Annotated in this window: 31 protein-coding genes and 1 tRNA gene; 10 read left to right on the top strand and 22 right to left on the bottom strand. The window is 59.7% G+C overall.

Annotated features, from left to right (window positions below):
- Positions 1-78 precede the first annotated feature (78 nt).
- From A3H92_06220 to A3H92_06305, 18 genes are all read right to left on the bottom strand, one after another.
- Positions 79-270 carry a hypothetical protein gene (locus A3H92_06220; GenBank protein ID OHC75200.1) on the bottom strand — a complete coding sequence of 64 codons (192 nt, stop codon included), beginning with the start codon at positions 268-270 and terminating at the stop codon, positions 79-81.
- A gap of 4 nt (positions 271-274) precedes the next feature.
- The gene (locus tag A3H92_06225; protein ID OHC75229.1) at positions 275-508 is read right to left on the bottom strand and encodes a hypothetical protein; all 234 of its coding nucleotides are present in this window, start codon (positions 506-508) and stop codon (positions 275-277) included.
- A 337-nt stretch (positions 509-845) separates the two neighbouring features.
- Positions 846-1214 (bottom strand): hypothetical protein, encoded by a 369-nt coding sequence (locus tag A3H92_06230; GenBank protein OHC75201.1) that lies wholly within the window; start codon positions 1212-1214, stop codon positions 846-848.
- Positions 1204-1425, bottom strand: a complete 222-nt coding sequence (locus A3H92_06235) for a hypothetical protein (protein ID OHC75230.1) — start codon at positions 1423-1425, stop codon at positions 1204-1206. The genes A3H92_06230 and A3H92_06235 overlap by 11 nt, the downstream gene beginning before the upstream one ends.
- A 372-nt stretch (positions 1426-1797) precedes the next feature.
- Positions 1798-3045, bottom strand: coding sequence for a phosphatidylinositol kinase (locus A3H92_06240; protein OHC75202.1), 1248 nt, complete (start codon positions 3043-3045; stop codon positions 1798-1800).
- Positions 3038-3373, bottom strand: a complete 336-nt coding sequence (locus tag A3H92_06245; protein OHC75203.1) for a hypothetical protein — start codon at positions 3371-3373, stop codon at positions 3038-3040. Before A3H92_06245 ends, A3H92_06240 begins: the two co-directional genes overlap by 8 nt.
- 95 nt (positions 3374-3468) lie before the next feature.
- A complete protein-coding gene (locus A3H92_06250; protein OHC75204.1) occupies positions 3469-3705 on the bottom strand; it encodes a hypothetical protein in 237 nt (78 codons plus the stop codon).
- Positions 3702-5018 (bottom strand): DNA methylase, encoded by a 1317-nt coding sequence (locus tag A3H92_06255; GenBank protein ID OHC75205.1) that lies wholly within the window; start codon positions 5016-5018, stop codon positions 3702-3704. Before A3H92_06255 ends, A3H92_06250 begins: the two co-directional genes overlap by 4 nt.
- A gap of 530 nt (positions 5019-5548) precedes the next feature.
- Entirely contained in the window at positions 5549-5995 is a 447-nt protein-coding gene (locus A3H92_06260) for a hypothetical protein (GenBank protein ID OHC75206.1), read from the bottom strand.
- Positions 5988-6188, bottom strand: coding sequence for a hypothetical protein (locus tag A3H92_06265; protein ID OHC75207.1), 201 nt, complete (start codon positions 6186-6188; stop codon positions 5988-5990). Before A3H92_06265 ends, A3H92_06260 begins: the two co-directional genes overlap by 8 nt.
- Positions 6185-6610 (bottom strand): hypothetical protein, encoded by a 426-nt coding sequence (locus tag A3H92_06270; GenBank protein OHC75208.1) that lies wholly within the window; start codon positions 6608-6610, stop codon positions 6185-6187. The genes A3H92_06265 and A3H92_06270 overlap by 4 nt, the downstream gene beginning before the upstream one ends.
- Positions 6607-9735: an ATPase gene (locus A3H92_06275; GenBank protein ID OHC75209.1), complete on the bottom strand. Its 3129-nt coding sequence runs from the start codon at positions 9733-9735 to the stop codon at positions 6607-6609. Before A3H92_06275 ends, A3H92_06270 begins: the two co-directional genes overlap by 4 nt.
- On the bottom strand, positions 9728-11041 hold the full coding sequence (locus A3H92_06280) for an exodeoxyribonuclease V (GenBank protein OHC75210.1): 1314 nt from the start codon (positions 11039-11041) through the stop codon (positions 9728-9730). The genes A3H92_06275 and A3H92_06280 overlap by 8 nt, the downstream gene beginning before the upstream one ends.
- Positions 11038-11820: a hypothetical protein gene (locus A3H92_06285; protein OHC75231.1), complete on the bottom strand. Its 783-nt coding sequence runs from the start codon at positions 11818-11820 to the stop codon at positions 11038-11040. The genes A3H92_06280 and A3H92_06285 overlap by 4 nt, the downstream gene beginning before the upstream one ends.
- A 132-nt stretch (positions 11821-11952) precedes the next feature.
- The gene (locus A3H92_06290) at positions 11953-12297 is read right to left on the bottom strand and encodes a hypothetical protein (GenBank protein ID OHC75211.1); all 345 of its coding nucleotides are present in this window, start codon (positions 12295-12297) and stop codon (positions 11953-11955) included.
- Entirely contained in the window at positions 12294-13007 is a 714-nt protein-coding gene (locus A3H92_06295; GenBank protein OHC75212.1) for a hypothetical protein, read from the bottom strand. Before A3H92_06295 ends, A3H92_06290 begins: the two co-directional genes overlap by 4 nt.
- 158 nt (positions 13008-13165) lie before the next feature.
- Entirely contained in the window at positions 13166-13993 is an 828-nt protein-coding gene (locus A3H92_06300; protein ID OHC75213.1) for a hypothetical protein, read from the bottom strand.
- 322 nt (positions 13994-14315) lie between these two features.
- Entirely contained in the window at positions 14316-15539 is a 1224-nt protein-coding gene (locus tag A3H92_06305; protein OHC75214.1) for a hypothetical protein, read from the bottom strand.
- Positions 15540-15781: 242 nt separating this feature from the next.
- Between A3H92_06305 and A3H92_06310 the strand changes: the two genes are divergently transcribed.
- From A3H92_06310 to A3H92_06330, 5 genes are read left to right on the top strand one after another with little or no spacing between them, the layout of a single operon-like run.
- The gene (locus A3H92_06310; protein OHC75215.1) at positions 15782-15985 is read left to right on the top strand and encodes a hypothetical protein; all 204 of its coding nucleotides are present in this window, start codon (positions 15782-15784) and stop codon (positions 15983-15985) included.
- Positions 15982-16431: a hypothetical protein gene (locus A3H92_06315; GenBank protein OHC75216.1), complete on the top strand. Its 450-nt coding sequence runs from the start codon at positions 15982-15984 to the stop codon at positions 16429-16431. Before A3H92_06310 ends, A3H92_06315 begins: the two co-directional genes overlap by 4 nt.
- The gene (locus A3H92_06320) at positions 16428-17747 is read left to right on the top strand and encodes a resolvase (GenBank protein OHC75217.1); all 1320 of its coding nucleotides are present in this window, start codon (positions 16428-16430) and stop codon (positions 17745-17747) included. The genes A3H92_06315 and A3H92_06320 overlap by 4 nt, the downstream gene beginning before the upstream one ends.
- A complete protein-coding gene (locus A3H92_06325; GenBank protein ID OHC75218.1) occupies positions 17744-18163 on the top strand; it encodes a hypothetical protein in 420 nt (139 codons plus the stop codon). The genes A3H92_06320 and A3H92_06325 overlap by 4 nt, the downstream gene beginning before the upstream one ends.
- 42 nt (positions 18164-18205) lie before the next feature.
- Positions 18206-18406 (top strand): hypothetical protein, encoded by a 201-nt coding sequence (locus tag A3H92_06330; protein OHC75219.1) that lies wholly within the window; start codon positions 18206-18208, stop codon positions 18404-18406.
- A gap of 197 nt (positions 18407-18603) precedes the next feature.
- Here the strand turns inward: A3H92_06330 and A3H92_06335 are convergent.
- The 4 genes from A3H92_06335 to A3H92_06350 all read right to left on the bottom strand — a co-directional run bounded on the left by A3H92_06335 (position 18604) and on the right by A3H92_06350 (position 21287).
- Positions 18604-18693, bottom strand: a tRNA-Ser gene (locus tag A3H92_06335).
- A gap of 43 nt (positions 18694-18736) precedes the next feature.
- Positions 18737-19630: a U32 family peptidase gene (locus A3H92_06340; protein OHC75220.1), complete on the bottom strand. Its 894-nt coding sequence runs from the start codon at positions 19628-19630 to the stop codon at positions 18737-18739.
- Entirely contained in the window at positions 19627-20616 is a 990-nt protein-coding gene (locus A3H92_06345) for a protease (GenBank protein OHC75221.1), read from the bottom strand. The genes A3H92_06340 and A3H92_06345 overlap by 4 nt, the downstream gene beginning before the upstream one ends.
- Positions 20613-21287, bottom strand: a complete 675-nt coding sequence (locus A3H92_06350) for a hypothetical protein (GenBank protein ID OHC75222.1) — start codon at positions 21285-21287, stop codon at positions 20613-20615. The genes A3H92_06345 and A3H92_06350 overlap by 4 nt, the downstream gene beginning before the upstream one ends.
- Positions 21288-21375: 88 nt before the next feature.
- On the opposite strand from A3H92_06350, the gene A3H92_06355 reads away from it, so the two are divergent.
- The 5 genes from A3H92_06355 (at position 21376) to A3H92_06375 (ending at position 23736) form a co-directional block, all read left to right on the top strand.
- The gene (locus A3H92_06355) at positions 21376-21957 is read left to right on the top strand and encodes a hypothetical protein (GenBank protein ID OHC75223.1); all 582 of its coding nucleotides are present in this window, start codon (positions 21376-21378) and stop codon (positions 21955-21957) included.
- A gap of 135 nt (positions 21958-22092) precedes the next feature.
- Positions 22093-22305, top strand: coding sequence for a hypothetical protein (locus A3H92_06360; GenBank protein ID OHC75232.1), 213 nt, complete (start codon positions 22093-22095; stop codon positions 22303-22305).
- Between the two features lie 116 nt (positions 22306-22421).
- Positions 22422-22766, top strand: coding sequence for a hypothetical protein (locus A3H92_06365; protein OHC75233.1), 345 nt, complete (start codon positions 22422-22424; stop codon positions 22764-22766).
- 292 nt (positions 22767-23058) lie between these two features.
- Positions 23059-23355, top strand: a complete 297-nt coding sequence (locus A3H92_06370) for a hypothetical protein (GenBank protein OHC75224.1) — start codon at positions 23059-23061, stop codon at positions 23353-23355.
- A gap of 63 nt (positions 23356-23418) precedes the next feature.
- Positions 23419-23736 carry a hypothetical protein gene (locus tag A3H92_06375; GenBank protein ID OHC75225.1) on the top strand — a complete coding sequence of 106 codons (318 nt, stop codon included), beginning with the start codon at positions 23419-23421 and terminating at the stop codon, positions 23734-23736.
- Positions 23737-23819 lie beyond the last annotated feature (83 nt).

Below are 23819 nucleotides of genomic sequence, written 5' to 3' on the forward strand. Positions count from 1 at the left end.
TTCCTTGTATATTTGGCCAGTCAAACGAATGCCGCCGGGAGGTCGTCCCGGCGGTTTTTGTTTGGTGTGAGTGTGAGATCAATCAGTAATCAGGTCGATGCCGGTGACGTAAGGATCGCTCAATCCATCGTCCTTTTTCCATTTGAGTTCTGAACCGTCAAAAAACGTATCCAGCGCTGCGGCCTCGGCCTGTCCCTCGGCAGCGGCCTTAACCTCGACGACGGCGCTTTCGGTAATGTCGCGGGTGACGATGACGCGAAAGGTGGGCATGATCCTATTCCTTGATTCGGTAGATGCGGCGACTGTCGATCTTCTCGGAGACGATGTTCAGGCCCAGCTTTTTCTTGAGCGCACCGGCGATGGCGCCCCGCGCCGTGCGCGGTAACCAGCCGAAGGAGGAAACGATCTCATTGATGGAAGCGCCCTGGGGGCGCTTCAGCATGGCGATCAGTTGGGCCTGTTTGCTGTCGCGGGGCCGGCGATCTTTCTTCTCCGGGGGCGGGGCGATGCCGAGGCCGGAGATGGTCTCGCCTTCGGGCGTCACCGCCTCGATGCCCGCTGCCTGCAGAACGTCCCGGACGGAAAGGCCGCGCTTTGTCATCAAGGCATTGAGCCGATCCAGCGCCTTGCCTTTGTAGTTGAAGGATTTAGGACTCACCGTCTCGCCGGTGATGGCGGAGATGGCGGCGGCGATCTGAGCGACGGTGAACTTCTCCAGTGTGACATTAATCTTGTTCGTCATGAAATTTTCCTCCGGGTGATGGCGGCGCGACTATCGCGGCGCTTCTACCACCCCGACCCCCGCCGGGCGAACCCGAGCGAGGCCGATGGGGAGCCTCAAACTCTCAGCCCCTTTTGATCTCCCCCAGCGTGATCCGCACCCAATCGCGCCAAGCGGGTTGGGCGAAGCGGGCGGCGAGGTGCGACGCGATGATTTCCTCGTCGGCGGGGCCGCCCCGGAAGGTTCCGGCGACCAACTGGGGGATGAAGCTGAGATCGTCGGCCAAGTGGCGGCCAAAGCGGGCATCGAGAAGATCGCGCACCTGCTCGGGCTTGAGCCTAAACGTCTCGGCCAGAAAGCGGCTGGCGGCGGTCCATGTGACGTTTGGGTCGTATCCATTATGCAGGCTGGCTCCCCACATGCCCCATTCGTGATTGGCGGTCGGCAGGATTATGACGGCGCCCATGGTCAGCCGCTTCTTTTTACTCGGCATGTTCGCCCTCCATGAAAGCGGCGTCCGTGATCCGTTTCAGCAGTTCGGCGTAGTGGGCGAGCGTTCCGACATGTCCCCAATGGATATCGTCAACGCACTGGTTGAAATGATCGTCGCTTAAAGCGGCGAGGCGGGCGAGCATGGCGTCGATCTCGTCCTTGCGGGCGATGAAAGCGTCGAGAGCTTCAGTTTTGTTGCGGGTCTTGGTCATGGCATCCTCCGTTGTGGTGACGCCATACATCGCTCTATGCGGCCCTTGTATCAACTTGATAAGCGGATATTTGATTGCTTTGTTTAGGCCGTTTAGATCATTAAATGATTGGGTTGGGCCGGTGGTCGGCCCATCGGCGGCAGGCAATAAAAATTAAGAATAACGCCATCCTTGACGAACAAATCGGGTAATGGGTACTGAAGCCTCATTAACACCCCCTGCGGTTTCGACCGCCGGGCGCGGGGCCTCTTCGGAGGCCCCTGCTTTTTTAGCGAGAAGATCGAGAATCAGGGGCGGGTTTATCGAATCGATGGATGACGCCCTCTTGCGGCCATCGGCGCCGGCCCTGGTCGCTGAAGACCAGGAACCCGGTCAAAGCGCCAGGGCTGCCGCCAAATCCGTATGTTCAAAGGCGCTTTCCATGCGCTGTATCTCGGCCTCCTTCGCGCCCCGCTGGCGGGCCGCTTCACGCCAGGCGCCGGTTACTTGCGCCACATCGCGGATCAGCTTGTCGGCGTCGGAGAGTTTCAGGGAAAACTCACCGGCGACGGAGCGCAGGAGTTCCACCGAACAGGCGCCATCATCGAAATTGATGTTGGTCGCAAGAATGCGGAGTTTCAGGTCCTGCGGGGTCGGGTTGACGTCATAGGCCGGCGAGAGGGTCCAGCCGCGCTGCCCCAGCCACAGAAAGCCGTGATTGCGCAGATGGTCATCGGTGTTCGACACGAGAACCGAGAAAGCGATGCGCTTGAACAATTCGGTTCGATCAGCCACCGCGTTCGCGCCATGCTCGGCAAGCGCGTCGACAATTTCCAGATAACTGCCGCGTTCTCCATCCCGATGCTCCGTCATCGCCATCGCCGAGAGGAACGGTATCCGCTCCGCGCCGGCGCGATCGAACCGGCGCGACAGGAAGATCGGGCGTCCGTTATTTTCGTGGATCTCGTGCGGAGCGGCCCGAATGCCGGATGCTTCCGCCAAGTCCAACGCAATGGCCTCCCATCGCTCGATGGAATACCCGTCCGTTTCCTTCGGGAGCTTGGCGATGGAGAGGCATCCATGCTGGTCAATCACCGAAGCCTTCGGCCGGGCGCCGCCAAGGGAGGAGCCGGGCGCGAAGATCAGCAGCAGGTCCTCGTCGCTCTCTTCGCCCCGCAATATGCGCTCCGATGCCCCCAGCAATCGGCCCAGAGCTACGGTTCCCGGAACGCCGGTCTCCTGCGGCGCCTGAAAGACGTCATCGCCAACCCATCGGAATCGAAGGGCCCCCAGCCGTGTTTCATCGGATACGCCGAGCAGGAAGTCGGTTTCATGGAGCGTTCGAACCGGCCTGCCTTCGCGCTCCGCAGCCCGGCGTTCCCGCCGGCGCATCAAGGTGCGTCCCCAGGTGTCGGGAGCGGAGTCCCCGAGTGTGCCGAACATCTCCTGCCCCGCCGGCGGACGGAATGTCCCCGGGCCGATGGGCAGGATCGGGTCGATGGAAAAATTCCCGGCGGAAGCAACCCATTCAGGAGCATACTCGAACGTCAGGCTCTCCCGGGCGCGGGCGGGATGTCGGCGCATCAGGCCGATCCGTCGGCATTGCCCATGGCAGTCCAGAAACACCTCAACGTCAGCCATTGTTTTTCGCCTTTCGGCTTCTGGTCACGTAGGCGCGCTTGGGCAACTCGTCCCTCGTTATGCTTTGTCCAACCTCATCCTGGGCCGGGTCCGCGACATTGGCGAGGCGCTCCAGCAGATTCAATGCCTGCAGGACGGCGGCAATGATTCCAATGCCGACCGATGGGTCGCCCTTTTCAAGGCGCGAGACCGTCGGGCGCGACGTTGCCGCCCGCTGGGCGACCAAGTCCATCGGCAGCTTGCGACGCAGGCGCGCGTCGCGGATATCCTCACCCAGCTTGCGCAGGGCGCGGCAGGATGCCGGAGGCGGGCGGTGGGGTGTCGGCATAATGATATTTTCCTATTACATGAATCCCATTCAAGGTAACATGTAGATATCGTTATTTCAACTTAATCCGGCCTCCCTGAGTTTGGGCCGGTCCGTCACGATAATCCGTTGGATAAAGTCCTTGCCCGTAACCGTTCAAAGAGACGGCGCAGCAAGAAACTGCGAGCCAAGGACATGATCGTAAAAATACCCCCAAGCATCAGATTGTCGGTAAGGCTTGCCTGCAGACCGAACAACGGGAACACCAGCGCCTGTGTCACCACCGCGATGCCGTAACCGACCGCGACATTGGCGACGGTCTCGGCCAGCGATATTCGTCTCGATTGTCTCACGGCTCGCTCGCCACGCCGCCGGCCCCCTGACGCTCAAGTTTGATTTCGGCAAAGGTCTTGTCTGCGCCGTCCAGGATGGCGTCACGACCGGTTTCCGTCTGCCAGCGCAGGGTGGCGACATCGATATAGGCCGGGCTGATCTCTATGGCGAAGACGCGCCGTCCCATGGCCTCGCCCGCCATGATCTGCGATCCCGAGCCCGAGAAAGGCTCGTAGCAAATTCCGCCGCGCGCCGCATGCTGGCGCATGGGAATCGCAAAGCAGTCGAGCGGCTTCGGCGTCGGGTGGTCGGGACGATCATCGCCGTAGAGGCTCGGGATATTCCAGGTCGAGGCCAGCCGCTCGTCGGCGACCCTCGGCGGGCGCTTGCCCCTGATCCAGCCGAAGAAACACGGCTCGTGCTTCCAGAGATATTCCGAGCGGGTGAGAACGCCGCGATCCTTCACCCAGATGATCTGCTGATGGACAAAGGCGCCCATCTTTTCCCAGACCGCCTCCAACATGGCCTGGCGGCGGGATGCGTGCCAACAGTACCAGGCGGCGTCTTCGGTGATCGCCTCGTCGATGGCGGTCTTGATAAAGCCCTCGTAGAGTTCGGCGCCTTGGGACGAATCATCCCAGGTCACGCCGTAGGACGGCGACCAGTCCTTGTTGCGGGTCGGATGGTTGGATCCGTCGTAATCGACGAGGTACGGCGGATCGGTGGCGAAGAGGACGGCGCGCTCGCCGTTCATCAGGCGGCGCACATCGGATGCCGATGTCGAATCTCCGCACAGCAGGCGGTGTCCGTCCATGAGCCAGAGATCGCCGGTTCGCGATGCCGGATGGCGCGGCGGTTCGGGAACTATGATCGGCGGCGCCCCATTGTTTTCGTTTCCATCGGCATCGAGATCGAACGCCAGAAGTCGATCGAGTTCGGCATCGTCAAATCCGATGAGCGACAGGTCGGAGCCTTCGTCGGCAAAGAACTGAACCTCTCTCGCCCGCAGTTCGTCGTCCCAGTCGGCGTTCAGTGCGATCTGGTTGTCGGCAAGGCGGAACATGCGGACTTGAATATCGGTCAGGTGTTCAATCCGGATTACCGGAACTTCGGCCAACCCCAGTCGCCGCGCCGCCAGCAGCCGACCATGCCCGGCAATCAGGATGCCGTGCTGATCGACCAGACAAGGCACGTTGAAGCCGAACTCGACAATGCTGGCGGCAATCTGCGCCACCTGCTCGTCGGAATGCGTCCTGGCGTTGGCGGCATAGGGCAGTAGCCGTTCAACCGGCCATTGTTCGATGGCCGTGGGCTGGAAGCTGAGCGCAGTCATGTGATGTTCCGATGATCAAATCGTGGATGAGGCGGTGGATTTCGAGGTGGATTCCACACAGAAATTGGTGTGGATTCCACCAAGTGGACTCCGGAAGCCACCTAAAATCCACTTGGAAGCCACCGTGAAAGTGGCGGATTTACGCGGGTTTCAGGCCGGTCTGGGGTGGATTTCGTCTGGACTCCGGAAGCCACCTAAAATCCACCCGGAAGCCACCATACAAATGGCGGTATTCTGCGGGTTCCGGGCGGTTTATATGGTGGCTTCCGGTCGGGGTGGCTTCCCAAAATTTTATGCTGCATGTAGCGGACTTCCGCGCTGGGGTCGCCAGCATACCCAAATGTGCCAGGGAGGACCCAAGCAATTTCAAAGACTTAGCGGATATCGCGACGTACCGTTTGCCGTTACGTTGGGGATCTGACCGTAGGGTTCATTGCCATCGCGCGCTCCTTTCCCGATCATGATTCGAATATAGCCAAATTCGAGCGAGGCTGTCTCGCCTTCCGATGTCTCACCGAAAAATGTCTCACTTAGCATTTTGTGCTTGACATGGATCGCACTCGCTCGACGAGAAACTCTCGCGAACGCTTCGCAGGTACGGCGCGTCCATTGAGCCGCCAGACGATCAAGCTGATCCCGTATTGCCAGCGACGATGCGCCGTCGCACGACCGACGCCGAACCGCCAGCAGATCGCCTTCCACGGCGTATTCTCGGCTCGCGCCCAGACCAGGCGACCATCCTCTGGCGCCAGAAAATGAATCCAGGTGAGTGTTTCGTCCATGCGCGAGATGGCGGCGGCCGACGGCAAAGGACGGCGCATGGGTTGGGGCTCCTGTTCGATCATGTCGCCGAAGTCATAAACGATCTCGGGCCAGATGCTGAAATACCCCTGCACCTTTGCTTCGGGCAAATGCCTCAGCACGTCTGCGGCCTCGATCAGGCGCTCCTCGACACGTTTCGGCGTCCAGTCAGCCATGTTTGCTCTCCTGTCGCTTGCGCGTGTCGCCATAGAGCCGGACGCCAAGCTGTCTGACCACCTCGCGCTCGGGCCAAGTCAGACGCCGGTCGTCCTCGGCGATGACCAGCACGCCCTGTTCTTTCCAGCCCTCGCGCTTGATCTGCTCGGGATCGCGGCGTGCGCCGCCATAACCCTTGGGGAACCTCCTCATGACGCCACCGCTGCTTTTCGAGTTTCTGTGCTCACAGTTGGTCGCCCAGTTGGTCGCCGGAACCTTCCGGGGAACCTTCCGGCGCTCACCAGCAGGTCGGCCAGGGCGCCGATGATCGAGGCGGGCGTCTGCCCATCCCCGTGCCGTCCCATGCTCGACGCCAGATCAATGGGTTCCGTTCCGTGCTGGAGGAGCATGGACAGGGCAACGCAGGCGTCGTCCAGGATGGCGTCCATGGCTGATCCTACTTTGGCGCCGTGGGTGAATACCTCGCCGACGCTACCGGCAGCCGGGTAGTAGCCGATGGTCACCGCGTAAGCGGTATCATTGAAGATCAGTTCCACGGTCTCGTTGGGCCGACGGTTGGGAAGCCTGATTCTGGTCATGGAAACCTCCTGGGGTTGGTGTGAATACGGGATCATTGGGATTGCCCTTTGCCGCCGCTGAGCCAGATGGTCATGGCCCGGGCGCGGTCCTCATCGGACAGCGGGTCGAGACCATGGGCATCGAAGACGGCGTCGTAACTCAGGGCGTTGGAATTAACTGGGGGAACGTCAAAATCACGTTCCCCTCTATGTTCCCCCGGGCAACTCATTGAATTATCTGGGGTTGGGGAACATGGGGAACGTGGGGAACGTTTTAGGGTATCTTCTACACACATATGTGCGTGTGCGTGTGTGCGCGCATGCGTAAGTAATGAAAAACGTTCCCCACGTTCCCCACGTTCCCCGGAGCCTTTGTTTTCAATGGGATACGCCGGGGAACATAGGTGGGAACGTTGGTCTGCACGTTCCCCTTTCTCGGTTAAATGAGGGTCGGAAAAACGTTCCCCAAGTTCCCCAAGTTCCCCACGTTCCCTGATTTGCTCTCCGAGTTGCGAATGACCGGAAAAACGTTCCCCACGTTCCCCTCGTTCCCCTCGGCCGGACGATTGCTCCTCAATGACCAACTCCCAGCGTTGAGCCTGATGGTGGACGCCGGCGGCGCGGATGCGGACCCGAAGATCGTCAATGGCGAACACCCGGTCGCGCATGTGGCCGAGCGACTTGCCGAGGCGGGTGCGTTGGGAACGCTCGTTGCCGTTGCCGAGCGGCAGGGGCGGCTCGCATTGACCGGCAATCTGGAAGAGGTCGGCGGCGCCCACCTGGGTTGTGCCGTGACGGTCCCACCAGGCGGCGACGAAGCTCCGCCACATGATCCCTTCGGCGTCCGAGGATTCGTAAAGCTCCTCAGAATTGGCGAGGAAGCCGGGCACGCCGACCACGTCGAGAATGCCTCCCATGGTCTCGGCCCAGGATTCGAAGCTGCCCATGGTCGTGGCCCGATAGCGCGGCCTGCCGGCGACGACCCAGGCGCGACCGAGCGTCAGACAGGCGGCGACCAGCGTTGCCCGGTTGGCGCGAACCCAGGACAGCAGATCGGGATGTCGGAATCCGTTGCGCCGCCAGGGCCGGTCGACATGGGCATCGAGGCGGATGCGCACGCTGCGCCGGGCGATCTCGTTGGACAGGCGCGGATTATTGCCGGTGGCCACCCAAGCGCAGTGCACCGGCATGCGGGTTATGTCGGAGCGACCGAGAATGCGGTCTTCCCAATAGGGGGCGGTGAGCGCGGCGGCGAGCGAGGCGGCCTCAAGAGGACGGTGCAGGTTGTCGATGACCGCCATCAGGGGGGCCTCGCGCAACTTGGCGGTGAGACGCTTGCGCCATTCCTCCTCATCGCCGGCTTCGGTCATGATCGAGGTTGAACAGCCGGTGGCGACAATGGCGATGGCGTCCACCAGCAACGTAGCGCCGGTGCCGGGAGAGGGCTTCTCAATCAGGTGAAGCGGCGTCGGCCCGTCGATCATGGGGCGAACGAAAGACAGCAGCAGAAGGGCCAGGGCGTGCGCCCGTTCGGCCTCGGAGGTGAAGGGAAAATCGCCCAGCAGATCATCGAGCAGCAGCGAGCGGGCGGCGGCGATTTGCGCCAGCGTCGGTTGCTCGGGTATCGGCGGCAGTTGGAAACCCTCGGGCGGCTCGTGCAGAAGGCGACAGGCAGGATGGTATCCGCGTTTGGTGACCAGTTCGCCCGAGCGCCCGAACACCGGCGCCGCGACGATGCCGGCCAACACCGGCAGATCGGGATTGGGCGTCGCCAGCAGCGCCTTGACCAACTGGGCGGGCGGATAGGCCGGAACCAAATCGTCGGTCCGGCTCTTCTTACGCCAATCGATGATCCGGGCGAGGGCGAGCTTGAGACGTTCCTCGGAGAGATGGACGGCCATGGCGCGGCCATCGTCATCGCGGGTCACCCAGGCTGGCATCGCCCCCATGCGGAACAACCATGGCGGCTGATTGCAGGCGGCGAGAACGGCGCGGGAGCGATCGGCAAGGTCGGCCAGATCGCCGTTGTCGGCGCGCAGAATGGAGCGCCTACCGGTGATGATCGGAAACCCTACCGGCAGATTGGGCAGAGAACGGGCCGGGGCCGATGGCGGCTCAAGGCCGGTGGTCGGTTCGGGCGGCGTCCATTTTACCGCCGCTTCGACGGCGGTGCGCACGGCATCGACTCCGTCGCGCATCAGCAGGTCGTTAAAATCGTCACCCTCATTCGGCGGCTGGGCGATCCATACCTTCCGGTCTTCGCGATGGAGACGGGCGGCGGCGGTCTCGGCGGCGCGGCGACCGGCGCCCGAGGCGTCATGGTCGGCCAGGATTACGACACGTTTGATTTCGGGAGGGAGCGCCACGGTCTCCAGATTACCAGCGGACAAGGCAGCCCATGACGGCAGGGCGGGACAGGAGCGCATTACCGCCAAGGTGGTCTCGATGCCTTCAGCCAGCCCGAGCAGGCCGTTATTTGATTGGGCCAGCCGCACGGCGCCGCCCGCCGCCTTGCCCAGCATCTTGCGATTCTTGGCAAACGGGGCCTTGCCCGTGCCGTCGGCCGCCAGCCATGTGCGGTGCAGTCCCACCATAATACCCGTAGCGTCACGGATGACAGCCACCATGGCAGGCCAGCCGCTCTTGGTGTCCCAATGGGTGAGATCGGGATGGAACAACAGGTCCGGACAGTCGACGGCGGCGATCCCGCGCGAAGCAAGATAGGTCTCGACCAAGGCGCCCCGTGCCGGAACGGCGCGGGAGAGAATCAACTCGATCTCGCGGACGTCGTCGCGAGGTTTCGCCGGAGCGGCTTTTGTGCGCGTCGGCTTGGCGATAGGATGTCCGGTGGGATGTCCGGCCAGTTCGGCGGCGTATTCGAGTAAATCACGTCCCGAAAGGCCGCTGGCCTGCTCAAGGGTATTGAGAATGCCGCCGCCTTGGTTGCCGTCGAAGTCGAACCATTCACCGGCCCGTTCGCCAACAAGAGTGATGACGCAGCTTCCCTGCTTGCGGGGAGCATCGCCCCGGATGTTGGCCAGCCGCCATTCGTCGCCTTCGCGGCGTCCGTTGGGAAACAGCCGGGGCGCCCAGCCGGGAGCATCGTCGCGCAGACGGGCCATTACCGAATCGAGGTCAATGCGCCCGGGGCGCGGCGGCATGGCGTCGTTTAAGTCAATCAAGGATCACCAACCCTTTCTCGGCCCGGGTGATGGCGGTGTAGAGCCATCGGGCGCGGTCCTCAGGCGTCCGGCCCAGGCCGTCGTCGAACACCACGGTGTTTTTCCATTGGCTGCCCTGGCTCTTGTGACAGGTGATGGCCCAGCCCCAGACCGCCTCGATGGTCTTCTTCCTGGCCCAATGGTCGCGCCGCTCGCGCTCCGGGTCGGGGGCGACATGTTCGTCAAAATGGCCCTTGTAGATGCGGAAGCGCTCGGCCTTGTCGCCGCCGGCGCCGATCCGCTGACCGTCCTCGGTGACTATGGCGGCGGTGAACGTGATGTCATCTTCGTCCTCTATATCGGCGAGATCGACGAACATGCCGTTGACCAGGCCAAGGTCATTGCGGTTTTTGAGGCAGATGATCTTTTCGCCCCGGCCGACGGGATAGGCGTCGGGGAAACCGGCGGCCCGCTTCATCGCCATGTTGAGTTGTAGCCGGGTGGCGTTGCGCCCGCAGATGACCTGTCCGCCGCGCAGCATCTGCTCCGGCCCCACCTGATTGCGGCGCATCTTCCAGACGAAGGCGTCATGTTCGCCGTAAGGGATGGACAGACCCCGGCGGGCCAGGGTGGCCAGCCGGATGATGGCGCTTTCGCCAGCCTGACGGTGAATCTCGGTCAACATGACGTCGGGCGTTTGTTGGGTGAAAGCGCCTTCGCCTTTTACCGGCGGCAACTGGCCGGGATCGCCCAGCACCAGAATCGGCTTGCCGAAGGCCAGCAGGTCGGAGGCCATCTCCTCGCCGACCATCGACACCTCGTCCAGCACCAGCAGTTTGGCGTCCTTGAGGATGGATTGCTCGTTCAGCACAAAACGCGGCTTATGAATCTCGGTGAGGCAAAGCTCCAGGCTGTGCATCCGGGCTTCTTCCATCAGCCGGGAGGCAGGAGGCAGCGACGGCAGCTTCGCCTTGATCCCGGCGATATCGTTCTTGACCTTTTCGATCTCGTCCGGCGTCGCCTCGGAGACGCGGTAAATGAGCGAGTGGATGGTGGAAGCCGGGGTGCCCTTGCGCGTCATCACCAGCGCCGCCTTGCCGGTATAAGCTGCGTACAACACGCCGCCGGCGACCGATGTTGATTCGTCGGCGTTACGGACCATGACGTTGAGGCCGAGTTCATCGATGGCGTGATGAACAATGGTGGTTTTTCCAACCCCGGCGTAGCCGAACACCCGAAACACCTGCTGGTCGTCGGTGCGGTTCTCGAACCAGTCCTTGATGTCCTCAATGGCTTGGGCCTGGAGGTCGGAGAGGGTGAAGGTCATGATGATTGCTCCCGGCAACGATGGGCAAACTCGCAAAAGCGGCAGAGGTAGAAGTCGGGGGCGGTGGCAACGCGGGGCGGCAGTTCCCCGGCATCGACGGCTTGAAGGATGGCGACCGCCTTGTCGGACAGGGCTTGGGCGTCGGCGGGATCGAGTTGCACCACCTCGTGAAACAGTTCCTGGGTGTTCTTGTTGAGCGCCGAGAACAACGTCACCGGCACATCCAGATAGGCCATGTAGATTTGCACCTGCGCCCAATAGATCGGCTTGGACTCCTTCAGACCCTTCTTGACCAGGTCCTCCCAGGAACGAGCGTTGAGCGCCTTGTGTTCCCACAATGCGGGCCAAGAGAGGCCGACGTCCGGCCCGGCGACGATGACGCCGTCGATGTGGCCTCGAATGCGCCCGTTCGCCGTGACGAAGCCGAACTGTCCGCTCCCCGCCTTCGCGGGGGCAGGTTCGCGTTCGGTGCGAAGATCAAATCCGGCGGCGCGCAGCCAGCGGATCGACAGCGTCTCAAACACATGGCCGGCTTCGAAGATGCGAAGGATATGACCATCCAAAGCGCGTCCTTCGTCGGGGAGGACGCCCATTGCCTCGAAGGCCAGCTTGCGGGAGCATGGTTCGCCGATGCGGCTGGCGCCGAGATAACTGCGCGGCGGTTGGGTCTGCCGCTCGGCCAATAGGGCATCGTCAAGCAGCCGGTTAATCCGGGCCGTAACGCCCTCAGTCAGGGCGCCGCCGTAGACAAAACCGGAATTGTGATTGAGGTCAATCATGGCGGCCTCAAAATGGAATAGGGTCATCGAACGCGGTGCCGGAACGCTCAATGATGCTCGCCTGGCGCTGCATTGAGTCGACATAGCCGGTGGCCTCGGCGAGGCGTTCATCGGCGGTGATTATGCGAAGACTCATGACCTGCTCTCCTTTTCAGACATCAGAACGGCAAGGGGGATCGTCCGTGGGCCGCAACGCGGGCGGGCGACGGCGAGATAGCTGAATGTGTCGGCGTTGACGCGGCGCTGAACCAAATGAACGAAGCCGCGTTCCGCCAGGATGTAAGCGCGATCGGCAAGCAGGTTCAGGGTTCGGCTGCGGACGGTTCTAAGCGCGAGGTCCGAATCGCCTCTATCGAGGCAGAGAATTCCCCGGTGATATTCGATGGTTTCGCCGGGCGCCGCCTGGGCGAGCCAGGCGCAGAAAGTGGTTTCGGTGATTGCCGCCTGGGTGTAGGGACGTTCAACGATTATGTTCATGGGTGTGTCCTGCTCATCATTTTTTCTAGGTTATCTAAGCTGGGCTGGAAACCTGGGGCTGCAACCTGTGCGAATTCATCTTTCTGTCTATCTACCGGGTCGCCATTGAATCTGTCGGATGGCGCTGCAAGATAGATTTCGAGACCAGCCTCGATGAAAGCTTTGCGCAGCTTTCGGATAGCGTCGTAAATGGAGCCGCGTGACTGGCCGGTTCGTCTGGAGATTTCGAGGACGGTTTCGTTGGCAAGTCGTCTGGCCAGTTCCGCCAATGGTTCAGGCAACCTGGAAATGACGCGAGAAACGTCAATGCGCATGTCAGTGTGCGCATCCCATGTCATGCCGCCGTCCCACCAAAGGCCATGAGAGGTGTCAATGGTGTCAATCAACGGAAAGGTTTCCCCGCCGTCCTCGGACGGAACAATATCGTGAAGGGAACAGCGAGTGATACGGATGCCCCGTTTTTCAGCCAGAACCTGTTCGCGGCGGGTCTCGGCGCAATTCTTGACGATGTGGCTAACAAAGGTTGGCAGGGCCGACTTGGCTGGATCGAAACGAGGCAGGCGGCGGTGTAGATCGAGAGCTAAATCTTGCTCAATGTCCGCTACATCTACGGGATCGAAGCCGAGGCTTCTGGATAGACGTTTTGCGTGATAACGGACTCTGCCTAAGACGTAACCGTCGAATCCATTAATGTGATTGCCGATTTGCATGTGCTTTTCCTCGTTTGCATGAGGGAAAGCATCGGGGAATCAGACGAGAAAGTTGCGGACAGGTCTACCGATGGCTCGGACAGGTCTCAGGGGAAATAATCGAGAAATGTTGATTCTTTAGGGGCGCTGAGTTTCTGCCGACAAGATTTCGGACAGGTCTATTTTTCTTCAGACAGGTCAGGCGCAACGGCTGAAAAAAGCCTTGGCATGACAGATACTGGGTTGATCCGGAAGCCATAGTCGTCGCCTGTTACATGGCGCGGAATGGTCTGGATAATGTCGCCAGCCCCAATCGGCGCGCCGGTATATTTTTTGACTGCCTTTTCTATATCGGTTTGCAGGCGGTTCAGATTGCGTCGGATGGTTTCGACGTCTTCCACCTCCTTATTGCCTCCCGTCTGAACAAGTTCCGCAATGTCCTCCAGGGTCATAGGCGGAAAGTCATCAGGTTCAATCCCGTTCTTCAAGTTGTCCAGAAATCGTCCCCACAATATTTTGAATAGGACAAGCCTTGCACTTGCCTGCTTGTGGATTACGGTTACACCGTTAACCATTACTGTCGACGGCCCTACCGCCACGGTGAACGCTCTGTCGGCATGAACGGGTTCCACGGCCTCGTAATGGATCGGGCGTGCGCCTTTTGTATAGATGGGTATGGAAGCCGCGCCAAGGCTGGACGGTCTTCCGAATGTTGCCGTATCTGTTATTGCCGATGCCAATTCCATCCTGCCAGAGACAATGTCCGCCAATCTGATGTTCTTGAGCCAATTTTCCTGAAGCAACCAGTCCCGTTCCTTCGGACCCACAGTGACGTAGAGAGTGGGGTTCATGGCGGCCCATTCTCTGGTAAGAATGCGCTCATCGGCACAATATTCGACTAAGCAAATCGTAACGCGGCCCTTGTCGACATCCACCTCCAGTACGCCTTCGCATGGAAACCGATGGATGATTCCGGCAGACGATAGGGTCGAAACAAGAAAGGCCATGACGCCTTTTCGGACGACGGTTATGCGGATTCCAGAAAAGCGCTGTTTGCCCTGACCATATGGAAAGACAGAACGTTGGCAGTCTTGGCAACGATATTCATGACCAGCTTCATCGGCGCCCTCACGGAGGAGGATGAGTCCATGGCAATCCCTGACATGTGGGGGATAGTCCCGGTCATGGATGTTGGCGCAAAGCACATATTCGTGCCGGTTGACAATTAAGATGCCGAGATCGGACAACGCGCTCATGGTGCGCTCAACATCACCCCTCGGCTTCTTGATGACAACCCCATCCTGAAGAACCAGGATGGCGGCTTCGGGGTCAACGGCGGTTCCGCTTTTCGGTCGAGAGGATGGTGATGCCATGGGAGTCGCTCATAAATGCCTCGAAAAGTCGACGTTCTTTTTCGTTCAGTGTGTGATCGGAATAGCGCACGACGAATTCATCATCGCTCTCATCGTTTTGTTCAAATTTGAGGGTTACCCTCTTGTTCCGATAGAGAACCTTGATGTGGTTGATATGACCAACGTCCTCGATAATGCCTCCGACAGCTTTTTCAAAATGACGGATGCCACTTGAGATTGACCCTTCCGTGCGTGAAAGCACGATTTTCGGCGAGCCGTCAAGCGGGCCATTGTCAACAGCGATTTCGACCAAAGTCAATTCGTCAGCCTTGTCATTCCCAAGGAGGCTTAAAAGCCGCCGGAGCTGTTTCGTATAACTGTGCTCGCGGTCGTTGACATATTCAACATCCCTGCCGAAATAGGCCGAAGCGATGTGGTTGGCTATTTCCAGCGGCACACTGACGCTTTTGGATGATATGTTGACTTTAGCGGCACCCTCCTGAAAATCGAGGATGATCCATTCCGGCGCAAAACCGTGGATGACCGTGGTGCTCTGAAGAAGCATGTCGCGTCTTTCAGAGCGGCGAATGAAAACCAGATAACGTCCATCGCGCGGGATGATGCTCTTCATCTGGCTTATCCGACCATCATTCTTTGTCTTGTCAAACCGGGCAAGATGGGAGGCGAGAGACGTCTGTGTCAGGAATTCGCCAAGGGAAACATCTAGTCGCTTTGGTGGTTTTTCCAGAACCATTCTGGCAAAACCGCTCTTGTGGATTTTGTCCAGATGGAAAACCGTTGGAAGGCTTTTCCAATTCTTATCGAAGATGGCGAACAGCAGAGCAATCACATCGAATTCATCGTTACCATCGCGGCATAAATCCATGCTCTCGAGGGCAAGAACGCTTTCAGCAAACTCGATTACCGCCACCCGCGACTTGGATCTTGCGAATCGGCCCACAGGCACGAACCGTTTAAGCAATTCCGGCTTATCGCGTAAATCATTCTTTTTCTGCCGTGTTGACTCAACGGGCGTCAATTCGAGGAGCGCGTGCAATACGGAAACTTGAGGCCCTTTCAGTCCATTAACCCAGCCCGCCATGAAGCGGCCATCTTCTGCCTGTTCCAGCCAATAGCGGACGGGCATTTCCAGTTCGTTTTCCCAGAAATCCGCATCCGGGACACGCCCCCCGGAAGGCATCGCATTGCCTGCATCACTCATTCCTAATCTCCATTTCCAAATTGCATGATCACCTTGGCATTTCCTGTTTGCCCTCTGCCATGGTGATCGCACGTCCCTACTACTTATCAGGGAAATCAGATTAGCTGGTTTGAGGTTGTTTGGCGAGTCGGATGCCAAGCCCTGTCGGATGCCAAGCCCCAACACTTTCAGGAAGTTTCCGGTAGATAGGGAATAGATGAAATGCGACTCGGGGAATTACGATGACCAACGCCCTCTCTCCTGAACATATGAAAACGCAGGAACTTATCGACGAAGCGACCGGAATCCTGGCCGCCGGGTTCCTGCGTCTTCGGGCACGGAAGTCCAGTGCTTTATCTGCCGATGGCGGAGAGAGTTTGCTCGACTTCCCGGTGCAGCGGAGCATGCATGGGACGGACAAAAAACTCACCGGAGAGCGCACATGAACGATACCGTCCTGGCCCGGGTGGCGGCCCTTAAAGAGACGCCGACGCCCGCCCTGAAGAAACTATGGCAGGAACTCTACGGCAAGGAGCCGCCGCCCTATAATCGCCGCTTCCTGGAAAGCCGCCTGGCCTATCGAATCCAGGAATTGGCTTATGGCGGACTCAAACCCGAGACCGTCCGCCGTCTTGAATATCTGGCGGAGGATATGGATGGCGGCGATGTCGTCAAGCGCAAGCGCCCGGCCAACGACCGCCCCATCTCCGGAACCCGGCTGGTGCGCGAATGGCAGGGCGTCGAGCACTACGTCACGGTGCTCGACAACGGCTTCGAATATCAGGGACGTCCCTACAAATCTCTCTCGGCCATTGCGCGGGCCATCACCGGCACACGGTGGAACGGGCCTGTGTTTTTTGGAGTCCGGCGGAGTGGGAGGGTGAGGCAATGAACAAGAAGATAATCCGCAAAATCCGCTGCGCGGTCTATACCCGGAAGTCTTCGGAAGAGGGCCTGGAGATGGAGTTCAACTCTCTCGACGCCCAGCGCGAATCCTGCGAGGCCTACGTCGCCAGCCAGAAGCAGGAAGGATGGATTCTTGTCCCCGACCATTATGACGACGGCGGATTCTCCGGCGGGACGCTCGAACGTCCGGCGTTGAGGCGCCTGCTGGCCGATATCGAAGCCGGGCGCATCGACGTAGTCGTGGTCTACAAGATCGACCGACTGAGCCGGTCATTAATGGATTTTTCCAAGCTGGTCGAGGTGTTCGACCGCCATAACGTCACCTTTGTCTCGGTGACCCAGTCTTTCAACACCACCACCTCCATGGGCCGATTAACGCTCAACATTCTGCTCAGCTTCGCCCAGTTTGAACGCGAGGTCATCGGCGAGCGCATCCGCGACAAGTTCGCGGCGTCGCGCAAGAAGGGCATGTGGATGGGCGGCAACCCGCCGCTCGGCTACGATGTGGCGGAGCGCAAGCTGGTGGTCAACGAAGCCGAAGCCGCCCATGTCCGCACCATCTTCGAGCGTTTCCTGAAAGTAGGTTCCGCCACCTTGCTGGTCTGCGAACTGGCCGCCCTGGGCATCGCCACCAAGCGCGGGCGGATGATCAACAAGAACGATCTTTACCGCATGCTCGGCAACCAAACCTACATCGGCATGGCCGTGCATAAGGGCACGGCGTATCCGGGCGAGCACACCGCCATTATAGAACAAGATATCTGGGACAAGGTGCATTCGATCCTCGCCGCCCATCCACGCCGGCGCGCGGCAAGCACCCGCGATCAGTCCCCTGCCTTGCTAAAGGGGCTGGTGTTCGGCCCCACCGGACGCGCCATGACGCCGACCCACACCCGCAAACAGGGACAACAGTACCGCTACTACGTCACCACCGACGTGATCAAGCTCGGTCCCGAAGCCTGCCCGATCCGCCGTCTGCCCGCAGGCGAGATCGAAGCGGTGGGAGTGAACCTGCTGCGCGCCGTGCTGCGGACGCCGGAGATGATCATGCGGACCTGGCAAAAGGTGAGCGAGGAGGAGGCGGTTCCTGAATCCGAGGTGATCAAAGCCCTGCATCAAATCGATCCCTTATGGAACGAACTCTTTCCGGCTGAGCAGGCCCGCATCGTTCGACTTCTGATCAAGCGCATCGACGTGGGCGAGGAGACCCTGAAGATCACCCTGCGGGCCGAAGGCCTCTCCGGCCTTGTCGCCGAACTCCGCAAGATCGTAGACCCTGACCAAAATCGGAGGGCCGCATGATTCCCGACATCGTCGTCAGTCCGGACGGACGCACCATCACAGTGACCATTCCCTTCAAGATTCGCAAACGCGGCGGTCGCAAGCTGATTCTGGCCCCCGACGGCGGCGGGGATTTCATGCCGGGCCAGCAGAGAGTAGACAATACCCTCGTCAAGGCCTTGGCCCGCGCCTTCCGCTGGCGCAAGATGATGGAGTCAGGACATATGGCTACCGTCGAGGAAATTGCCGCCGCCGAGAAAATTAACGCTTCATACGTCAGCCGGGTGCTGCGGCTTACTCTATTGGCACCCGGCATCGTCGAGATGATCCTCGACGGACGCCAGCCGGCGCAACTGCAACTCGCCCACATTCTGGAGCCGTTTCCGGTCGAGTGGCCGGACCAGCTCGAGGTTCTGCTCGCGGCGGACGAAGCCTGAGGATCGCTTCACAGCCCCGTCAGCAAGTTTCGGATCAAGGCCATGCGCGGCGTCCGGCGTCTACCGAAGAAGAACCTCCACATCCATCGGAACATATTTTTTATCCTCGTTGCCGCGATCGCCATAAGTATAATCCGCAAAAGGCCGAAAATGGAGTCGATTTTGACCCCGAAAAGTTCGTTCCCGGCGCCTCTCGACTGCCGAAATATACTTCGAAACGGTACGGATTCGGACGGAGTGTAAGCCTTTGAAAAGGTTCAATATTAAACCTCCGTACCAAAATGGCGTAGTCAGGAGGTTTGGAGAATAACGGAGCAGAGAGAGCAAAACGGCCTTTCCGTGGCGTCGGCGAAGTCAACAGGTATTGGGCATAAACGGCGCAGAACCGCGCTGTTTTCGTACCGGCGCATGGACGGGAGAGCGCGTTTACTTGAAGCGACTGGCGGAGAGGGTGGGATTCGAACCCACGGTACGCGTTAACGTACACACGCTTTCCAAGCGTGCGCCTTAAGCCTCTCGGCCACCTCTCCTTGACACGGAAACTAGTGTTACGGTTACGCCCCGTCAATCTCCTCAATCGGCGCCCGAAGACGCTCCCTCGCGGTTGTGGAAATAGCCGTCGCAGAACAGGGCGTTCTCCATCAATTCCTTTAGTCGGGATCCGGCGTCGGCGGAGGATTCCCTGCCGTCCAGCACGTTGCGGAAGATTTGCGCGACCGTCGCCATGTCCACGTCGTGGGGCGACAGACGGAAGCGATTGATTCCCATCTCCCTCATCTCCGCCATCCGGCCGGCCAGATTGCAGTAGGCATAAGACAGGGTCTGGGTGCCGTTGACGGCAAGGAAGGGGGCGCCGTCCAGGGTGTCTATCTCCATTCCGTCGGCGTCCTCGCCGCAGACATACCGGCAATTGTCCTTGGTCAGATTGTGGGCGCGGGCGTGATAGCAGCGGGCCGAAACGGCCAACGGCAGACGGCCGAAGACCATCACTTCCAGCTCCGCCGCAGCCGCCTTGGCCAGCACCGCAAGGGAGGCGGCGGGCAGTTCCGGCGGCAGGCATATCCTTTGCGCCCCTCCCTTCGTCAGATATTCCAGCGTGTCTTCGTTATAGATGTTGATGAAAGGGCCGATGGCGTGACGGCGTCCGCCGAGCAGGGCGCAAACGGCGATGTCGTTGGCCTCGACAAAGAACTCGTCACATGCCGCGATGTCGCGCACCGCCGCCATTTCGCGCTCGGTCATGATCAGCGCCGGCGTCGAATGCACAACCTCCTTGCCCGCCGCCTCAAGGCGCTCGATTACTTCAGCTATATACGGCTCGAAGAACGGCGTACGCTTGGAACACACCACTTCGCCGATGCAAACGCTGTCGATGCAGGCTTCGTCGGCGATCCTGAAATAGAAGTCGCGCTGTTTTTCCGGCGCCCAGTTGAAAAAAAGCGGGCCGAGAGTCAGCTTTGCGCTCATCGCCAGGTCTTGTCATAAACGCCGGCGGTCTGGCGTTGACCCTCGGTGACCGCTCCCAGGTCCAGATCAGGAACCGGTCGTGAATCGGCGACGGCATCTACGGCCCGGCGAAAAGCGGCGACCACCTTGGCGATGTAGGCGCGGCCGCGCTGGCGTCCTTCGATCTTCAGCGCCGTTACTCCGGCGGCCAGTAAATCGGGCAGTAACCGGGCGGCGCTGAGGCTGGTCGGTTCCTCGAACAGGTAGGAGGCGCGGCCATCGGCAACAAAACGACCCTTGCACAGGGTCGGGTAGCCGGCCGCTTCGCCTTCGGCGAAAGCATTGATGGTGTAGTCTCCCAGCTTGGAAACCAGACGGTCGCCCTCGTCCACATAGCGCACATGGCCGGCCGGCGAGCAGACGCCGTCCTTGTTGGGAGAAACCCCGGTGATGTAGGAAGACAGGGAGCAACGGCCCTCGGCCATGACGCACAGGCCGCCGAAGACGAATACCTCGGTCTCCACCGAAATATTCTTGTTGAGGGCGGCGATCTCGGCCACCGTCAGCACTCGGGGCAGCACCACCCGCTTGACGTTGAAAGCCTCCTGGTAGAAGCGGATGGCTTCGGGATTGGAGGCCGCCGCCTGCACCGAAAGATGGCGGCGCAGGTCCGGGCGCTTGCGCGTCGCATAGTCGGCCAGGCCGATGTCGGCGATAATCACCGCGTCGGCGCCGAGAAGAGCGGCGTCGTCAATCGCCCTGCGCCAGGGGCCGGGATTGCCGGCCTGGGGGAAGGTATTGACGGCGACCAGGATTTTAACTCCGCGCCGGTGGGCGTAGTCGACGCCTTCTTCCAATTCGGCGCGGCTGAAATTGAGGCCGGGGAAGTTGCGGGCGTTGGTCTCGTCGCGGAACCCCAGGTAAACGGCGTCGGCGCCGGATTCAACGGCGGCATGGAGCGCCGCCGGCGTTCCCGCCGGACAAACCAGCTCGAAGGTTTTTTTCATGCCTTTTTCAGCCCGGTTCGGCGGCGCGGGTGGGATAGCTCCCTTACTTTTTCTTCCAGCTTGTTCATCCTGTCCGCCTGAGCCTTGCGGTCGCGCATGGCCGGGGCGATGACGGCGGCGCGCAGCGCTTCGAGGTCTTCGGCGGCGCGGGCGAAAATACCGCCGGCCAGACCGGCGGCGCGGCGCGCCGGCGCGGCGAAAGGTCCGATCAGCGACAACATGTCGCCGACCACGTCGATTTCGGCGCCGTCAACGGCGTTGCGAAGCGCCACCACGGCCTCGGTATCGCCTTCGATCATCAGTTCCCGCGAGAAGAACAGGGCGTCGCCGTCGATCCGCCCCTCCAGCAGGTCGATCATGACCATGAGCGGCCCGCGAATGACGGCGCTTGTTTTCCTGTCGCCGGCATCGTCCTTGTTCAAGGCGCGCAGGCTTGGTTCTTGCGGATCGGGATCGAGAATGAAGGCAAACGGCAAGTCCGTCGGATCGATCAGGAACAGCGGACGGTCAAGGCCGGACAGGCGGTCAAAAACGCCGGGATGCCGCCTTTTGATCGCCGCCATGGCGGCGTCAAGCAGCGGCTGCAACAAAACCGGCGACAGCGGGCGCAGGACAAAGCCCGCCAGCAAAACCGGCGATAGAGGCGGCGCGGCGCGTTGCTGTTGAGTCATGGGTTCAGCATCCGAAGCAAAAGGAGAATTATAATTCAACAGCCGTCCTGCTGGCAATGATCCCGGTTAAGGAGTATTCCTGTGTTCCATGGGTGTTTTATTTTATCTCGGCTTGGGGCTGCTTGGCGTCGCCTTTGTCTCCGGCGCCGCCGAAATAGCGGCCCGCGCGGCTCCGGGGATGAACGGCATTGTCATCTCGGCTTATGACTTGTGGCACACGCTGTCGCCGACCAGCCTTGTCCACGCTCATATCGTTATTCAAAGAAACATCGGCCAATGGCTGTGGGACCCGGCGCTGAAGACGGTGATGAAACTGCCGGCGTGGTTTCTTTTCGGCGCCCCCGGCGCGTCCCTGGCTTGGTTTTGCAATCCGCTGCGCCACTCCGAGGGGAAGGGGCCGATAGACGAGGAAGATTTTTTCCTCCTCGACGCCCTGGACAAGAAAGCCAGGGAGGACGGCTACGGCGACGGCAAGCATGATCCCGGCCATAGCCTTGATGTGAGCTTCGCCTTCGACGATGATCAGGACAAGCCAGACAAATCCGAAAAGGAAGGATACGAGGACAACGCTTTCCTGCTTGATGAGTTGTCAAAGAAGATCGTTAATGGGGAATACGTTGAAACAGACGACGCCGCCCATGACCCGCCGCCGAAACGGGACGGCGGTTGACGCATCGTGTGTTATCGACAAGTGTCGAATTTTACTCTTGACCTAATGTTCGCTATTTGCGAACATTAGGGCGTCGGGCGGGAAAAGTGAATGTCGGTCACATACAAGAAGGCGCCGCGCAAAAGATTGCAAAACATGCAGCCGAAAAAGGCCAAAGCTATTATGGACGCCATCAACAAATTCGCCGCCGCTCCTAACGCAAAGCACAACAACGTCGCCGCATTGAACAATGTCTCTGGCGGTTTCAGGCTTCGTATCGGCGACTGGCGGGCTTCCTTCACTCTTGACGCCGACGCCGGCGATGTCGATGTGTTCGAGATAAGCCCGAGAGGAGGCGCCTACCGATGACAAAAACCGTGACTGCCTCTATCATTATCCCCGGTGATAAGTTCCGCTGCTTGCGGGTTGTTCGTGATACGCCGCGTGGCGCGCTCTTTGCCGCCTCCACCGCCACCGCTTCCACCATCGTCAGCGACGCCGGCGAAAGCGTTCCCGTCACCGTTATCGCACAGGGCGAATACGAGGCCATGGTAGACCGCATGGATGACATGGAGGCCGCCGCCGCTTACCATGCCACCCGCGATGAGGAATCCGTTCCTGCGGAAATGGTCGCTGCCCTTGTTAACGGCGAAAACCCGGTCCGCGTGTGGCGCAAGCACCGCCGTCTCACCCAGCAGGCTCTGGCTGACGCCGCGTCCATCGGCAAGCCCTACGTTTGTGAAATCGAGGCCGGCAAGAAAGAGCCTTCGGTTAAAACCCTGAAGGCCCTTGCCCGTGTTCTCGGCTGCGATCTGGATGACCTTGCTTAAATTACTTCAGCGCGTCGCATACGCGGCGTAGCGGCAAAAAGAAAAAGCAAGGGGAAAGGTAACCTTATGCGTCTGTACTGGAATGAAATCCGCGTTCGCGCCGCCGCCTTTGCCGGTCAAGCGGTGGCAATTTCTCCCCTTACCAAGGGGAGGTCAGGAGGGGTTTCTGGCTATTCGGAGAGTTTGGGAATGATCAGGATGCGTCGTTGTTGCGTAGGGATATTTTGAATTCAGGATGCGTCCCATTATTGAATTAATGCGGCATTAGTAAGGTCGCGGGAGGTCCGCTGCTATGACTCGAACAACAACGAGATATGTTGATTTTCAGCGGCTTGCACAACAGGGAAAAAGTGCATCAACTGTTATCAAGCTGATGATGGCGTGCAATGACATGCAGATCGCGAATGAGGCGTTGGCTGAGTGGAAGAAAGAGCAACCCCGACATCGCAAGGATCGAGAAATTGGAACCAGAATGTATTTTGTCCGTTTGCAGATGTCCCACCTTTATGAGGCGCTGAAGATTATTAAACAAATCCACACGGATGAATCGCTAAAGTGTTTGATCAAGCAGTGTGACGATAAAACCTAAAATTCATTTTCAAAACTTGAAGCCTTCATGCCCGATGGCTGCCAACGGACATGGTTCAAAGAAATGGTCGGCAATCTTCGGAACAACCTCGTGTTTCATTACGACGAGAGCGGCAAGCTAATAGAAAGAGCAATCTTGGACAGGGCGGGACGCGCCGGGGCGCGGCTCTCGTCAGTGACGCGCGGGAGTACCGCCTATCTTTGGCATTTCAAGCCGGCCGATGACGTTGTCGACAGCATCGTCGTGCGCCAGATATGGGGCGTTCCTCGGGACAAAGATTTGCGTGCCGAGGTCGATAAGATTGCCGGTGATATCCATGAAGTTTTTCTGCACTTCACCGACTTCGCAGGGGAGTTCATATGGAAATATATTGAAAGGTGATGCCGATAATTCGTCGACCGTTAATAAGCCGGGTTGAGTGCTGATTGAGGCATTATTACGACCCATATGGCGGCGATGATTCG

The organism is Rhodospirillales bacterium RIFCSPLOWO2_02_FULL_58_16, from assembly GCA_001830425.1.
Taxonomy (GTDB): Bacteria; Pseudomonadota; Alphaproteobacteria; order Rhodospirillales; family 2-02-FULL-58-16; genus 2-02-FULL-58-16.

Bases quoted from the DNA above. Each gene is read 5' to 3' on its own strand.
- A3H92_06355 (OHC75223.1), top strand. From the start codon at position 21,376: ATGGGTGTTTTATTTTATCTCGGCTTGGGGCTGCTTGGCGTCGCCTTT.
- A3H92_06370 (OHC75224.1), top strand. From the start codon at position 23,059: ATGACTCGAACAACAACGAGATATGTTGATTTTCAGCGGCTTGCACAA.
- A3H92_06345 (OHC75221.1), bottom strand. From the start codon at position 20,616: ATGAAAAAAACCTTCGAGCTGGTTTGTCCGGCGGGAACGCCGGCGGCG.
- A3H92_06295 (OHC75212.1), bottom strand. From the start codon at position 13,007: ATGCAAATCGGCAATCACATTAATGGATTCGACGGTTACGTCTTAGGC.
- A3H92_06320 (OHC75217.1), top strand. From the start codon at position 16,428: ATGAACAAGAAGATAATCCGCAAAATCCGCTGCGCGGTCTATACCCGG.
- A3H92_06260 (OHC75206.1), bottom strand. From the start codon at position 5,995: ATGGCTGACTGGACGCCGAAACGTGTCGAGGAGCGCCTGATCGAGGCC.
- A3H92_06255 (OHC75205.1), bottom strand. From the start codon at position 5,018: ATGACTGCGCTCAGCTTCCAGCCCACGGCCATCGAACAATGGCCGGTT.
- A3H92_06305 (OHC75214.1), bottom strand. From the start codon at position 15,539: ATGCCTTCCGGGGGGCGTGTCCCGGATGCGGATTTCTGGGAAAACGAA.
- A3H92_06330 (OHC75219.1), top strand. From the start codon at position 18,206: ATGCGCGGCGTCCGGCGTCTACCGAAGAAGAACCTCCACATCCATCGG.
- A3H92_06310 (OHC75215.1), top strand. From the start codon at position 15,782: ATGACCAACGCCCTCTCTCCTGAACATATGAAAACGCAGGAACTTATC.
- A3H92_06340 (OHC75220.1), bottom strand. From the start codon at position 19,630: ATGAGCGCAAAGCTGACTCTCGGCCCGCTTTTTTTCAACTGGGCGCCG.
- A3H92_06240 (OHC75202.1), bottom strand. From the start codon at position 3,045: ATGGCTGACGTTGAGGTGTTTCTGGACTGCCATGGGCAATGCCGACGG.
- A3H92_06270 (OHC75208.1), bottom strand. From the start codon at position 6,610: ATGATCCCGTATTCACACCAACCCCAGGAGGTTTCCATGACCAGAATC.
- A3H92_06280 (OHC75210.1), bottom strand. From the start codon at position 11,041: ATGACCTTCACCCTCTCCGACCTCCAGGCCCAAGCCATTGAGGACATC.
- A3H92_06290 (OHC75211.1), bottom strand. From the start codon at position 12,297: ATGAACATAATCGTTGAACGTCCCTACACCCAGGCGGCAATCACCGAA.
- A3H92_06350 (OHC75222.1), bottom strand. From the start codon at position 21,287: ATGACTCAACAGCAACGCGCCGCGCCGCCTCTATCGCCGGTTTTGCTG.
- A3H92_06315 (OHC75216.1), top strand. From the start codon at position 15,982: ATGAACGATACCGTCCTGGCCCGGGTGGCGGCCCTTAAAGAGACGCCG.
- A3H92_06265 (OHC75207.1), bottom strand. From the start codon at position 6,188: ATGAGGAGGTTCCCCAAGGGTTATGGCGGCGCACGCCGCGATCCCGAG.
- A3H92_06285 (OHC75231.1), bottom strand. From the start codon at position 11,820: ATGATTGACCTCAATCACAATTCCGGTTTTGTCTACGGCGGCGCCCTG.
- A3H92_06325 (OHC75218.1), top strand. From the start codon at position 17,744: ATGATTCCCGACATCGTCGTCAGTCCGGACGGACGCACCATCACAGTG.
- A3H92_06245 (OHC75203.1), bottom strand. From the start codon at position 3,373: ATGCCGACACCCCACCGCCCGCCTCCGGCATCCTGCCGCGCCCTGCGC.
- A3H92_06220 (OHC75200.1), bottom strand. From the start codon at position 270: ATGCCCACCTTTCGCGTCATCGTCACCCGCGACATTACCGAAAGCGCC.
- A3H92_06300 (OHC75213.1), bottom strand. From the start codon at position 13,993: ATGGCCTTTCTTGTTTCGACCCTATCGTCTGCCGGAATCATCCATCGG.
- A3H92_06235 (OHC75230.1), bottom strand. From the start codon at position 1,425: ATGACCAAGACCCGCAACAAAACTGAAGCTCTCGACGCTTTCATCGCC.
- A3H92_06230 (OHC75201.1), bottom strand. From the start codon at position 1,214: ATGCCGAGTAAAAAGAAGCGGCTGACCATGGGCGCCGTCATAATCCTG.
- A3H92_06375 (OHC75225.1), top strand. From the start codon at position 23,419: ATGGTCGGCAATCTTCGGAACAACCTCGTGTTTCATTACGACGAGAGC.
- A3H92_06360 (OHC75232.1), top strand. From the start codon at position 22,093: ATGCAGCCGAAAAAGGCCAAAGCTATTATGGACGCCATCAACAAATTC.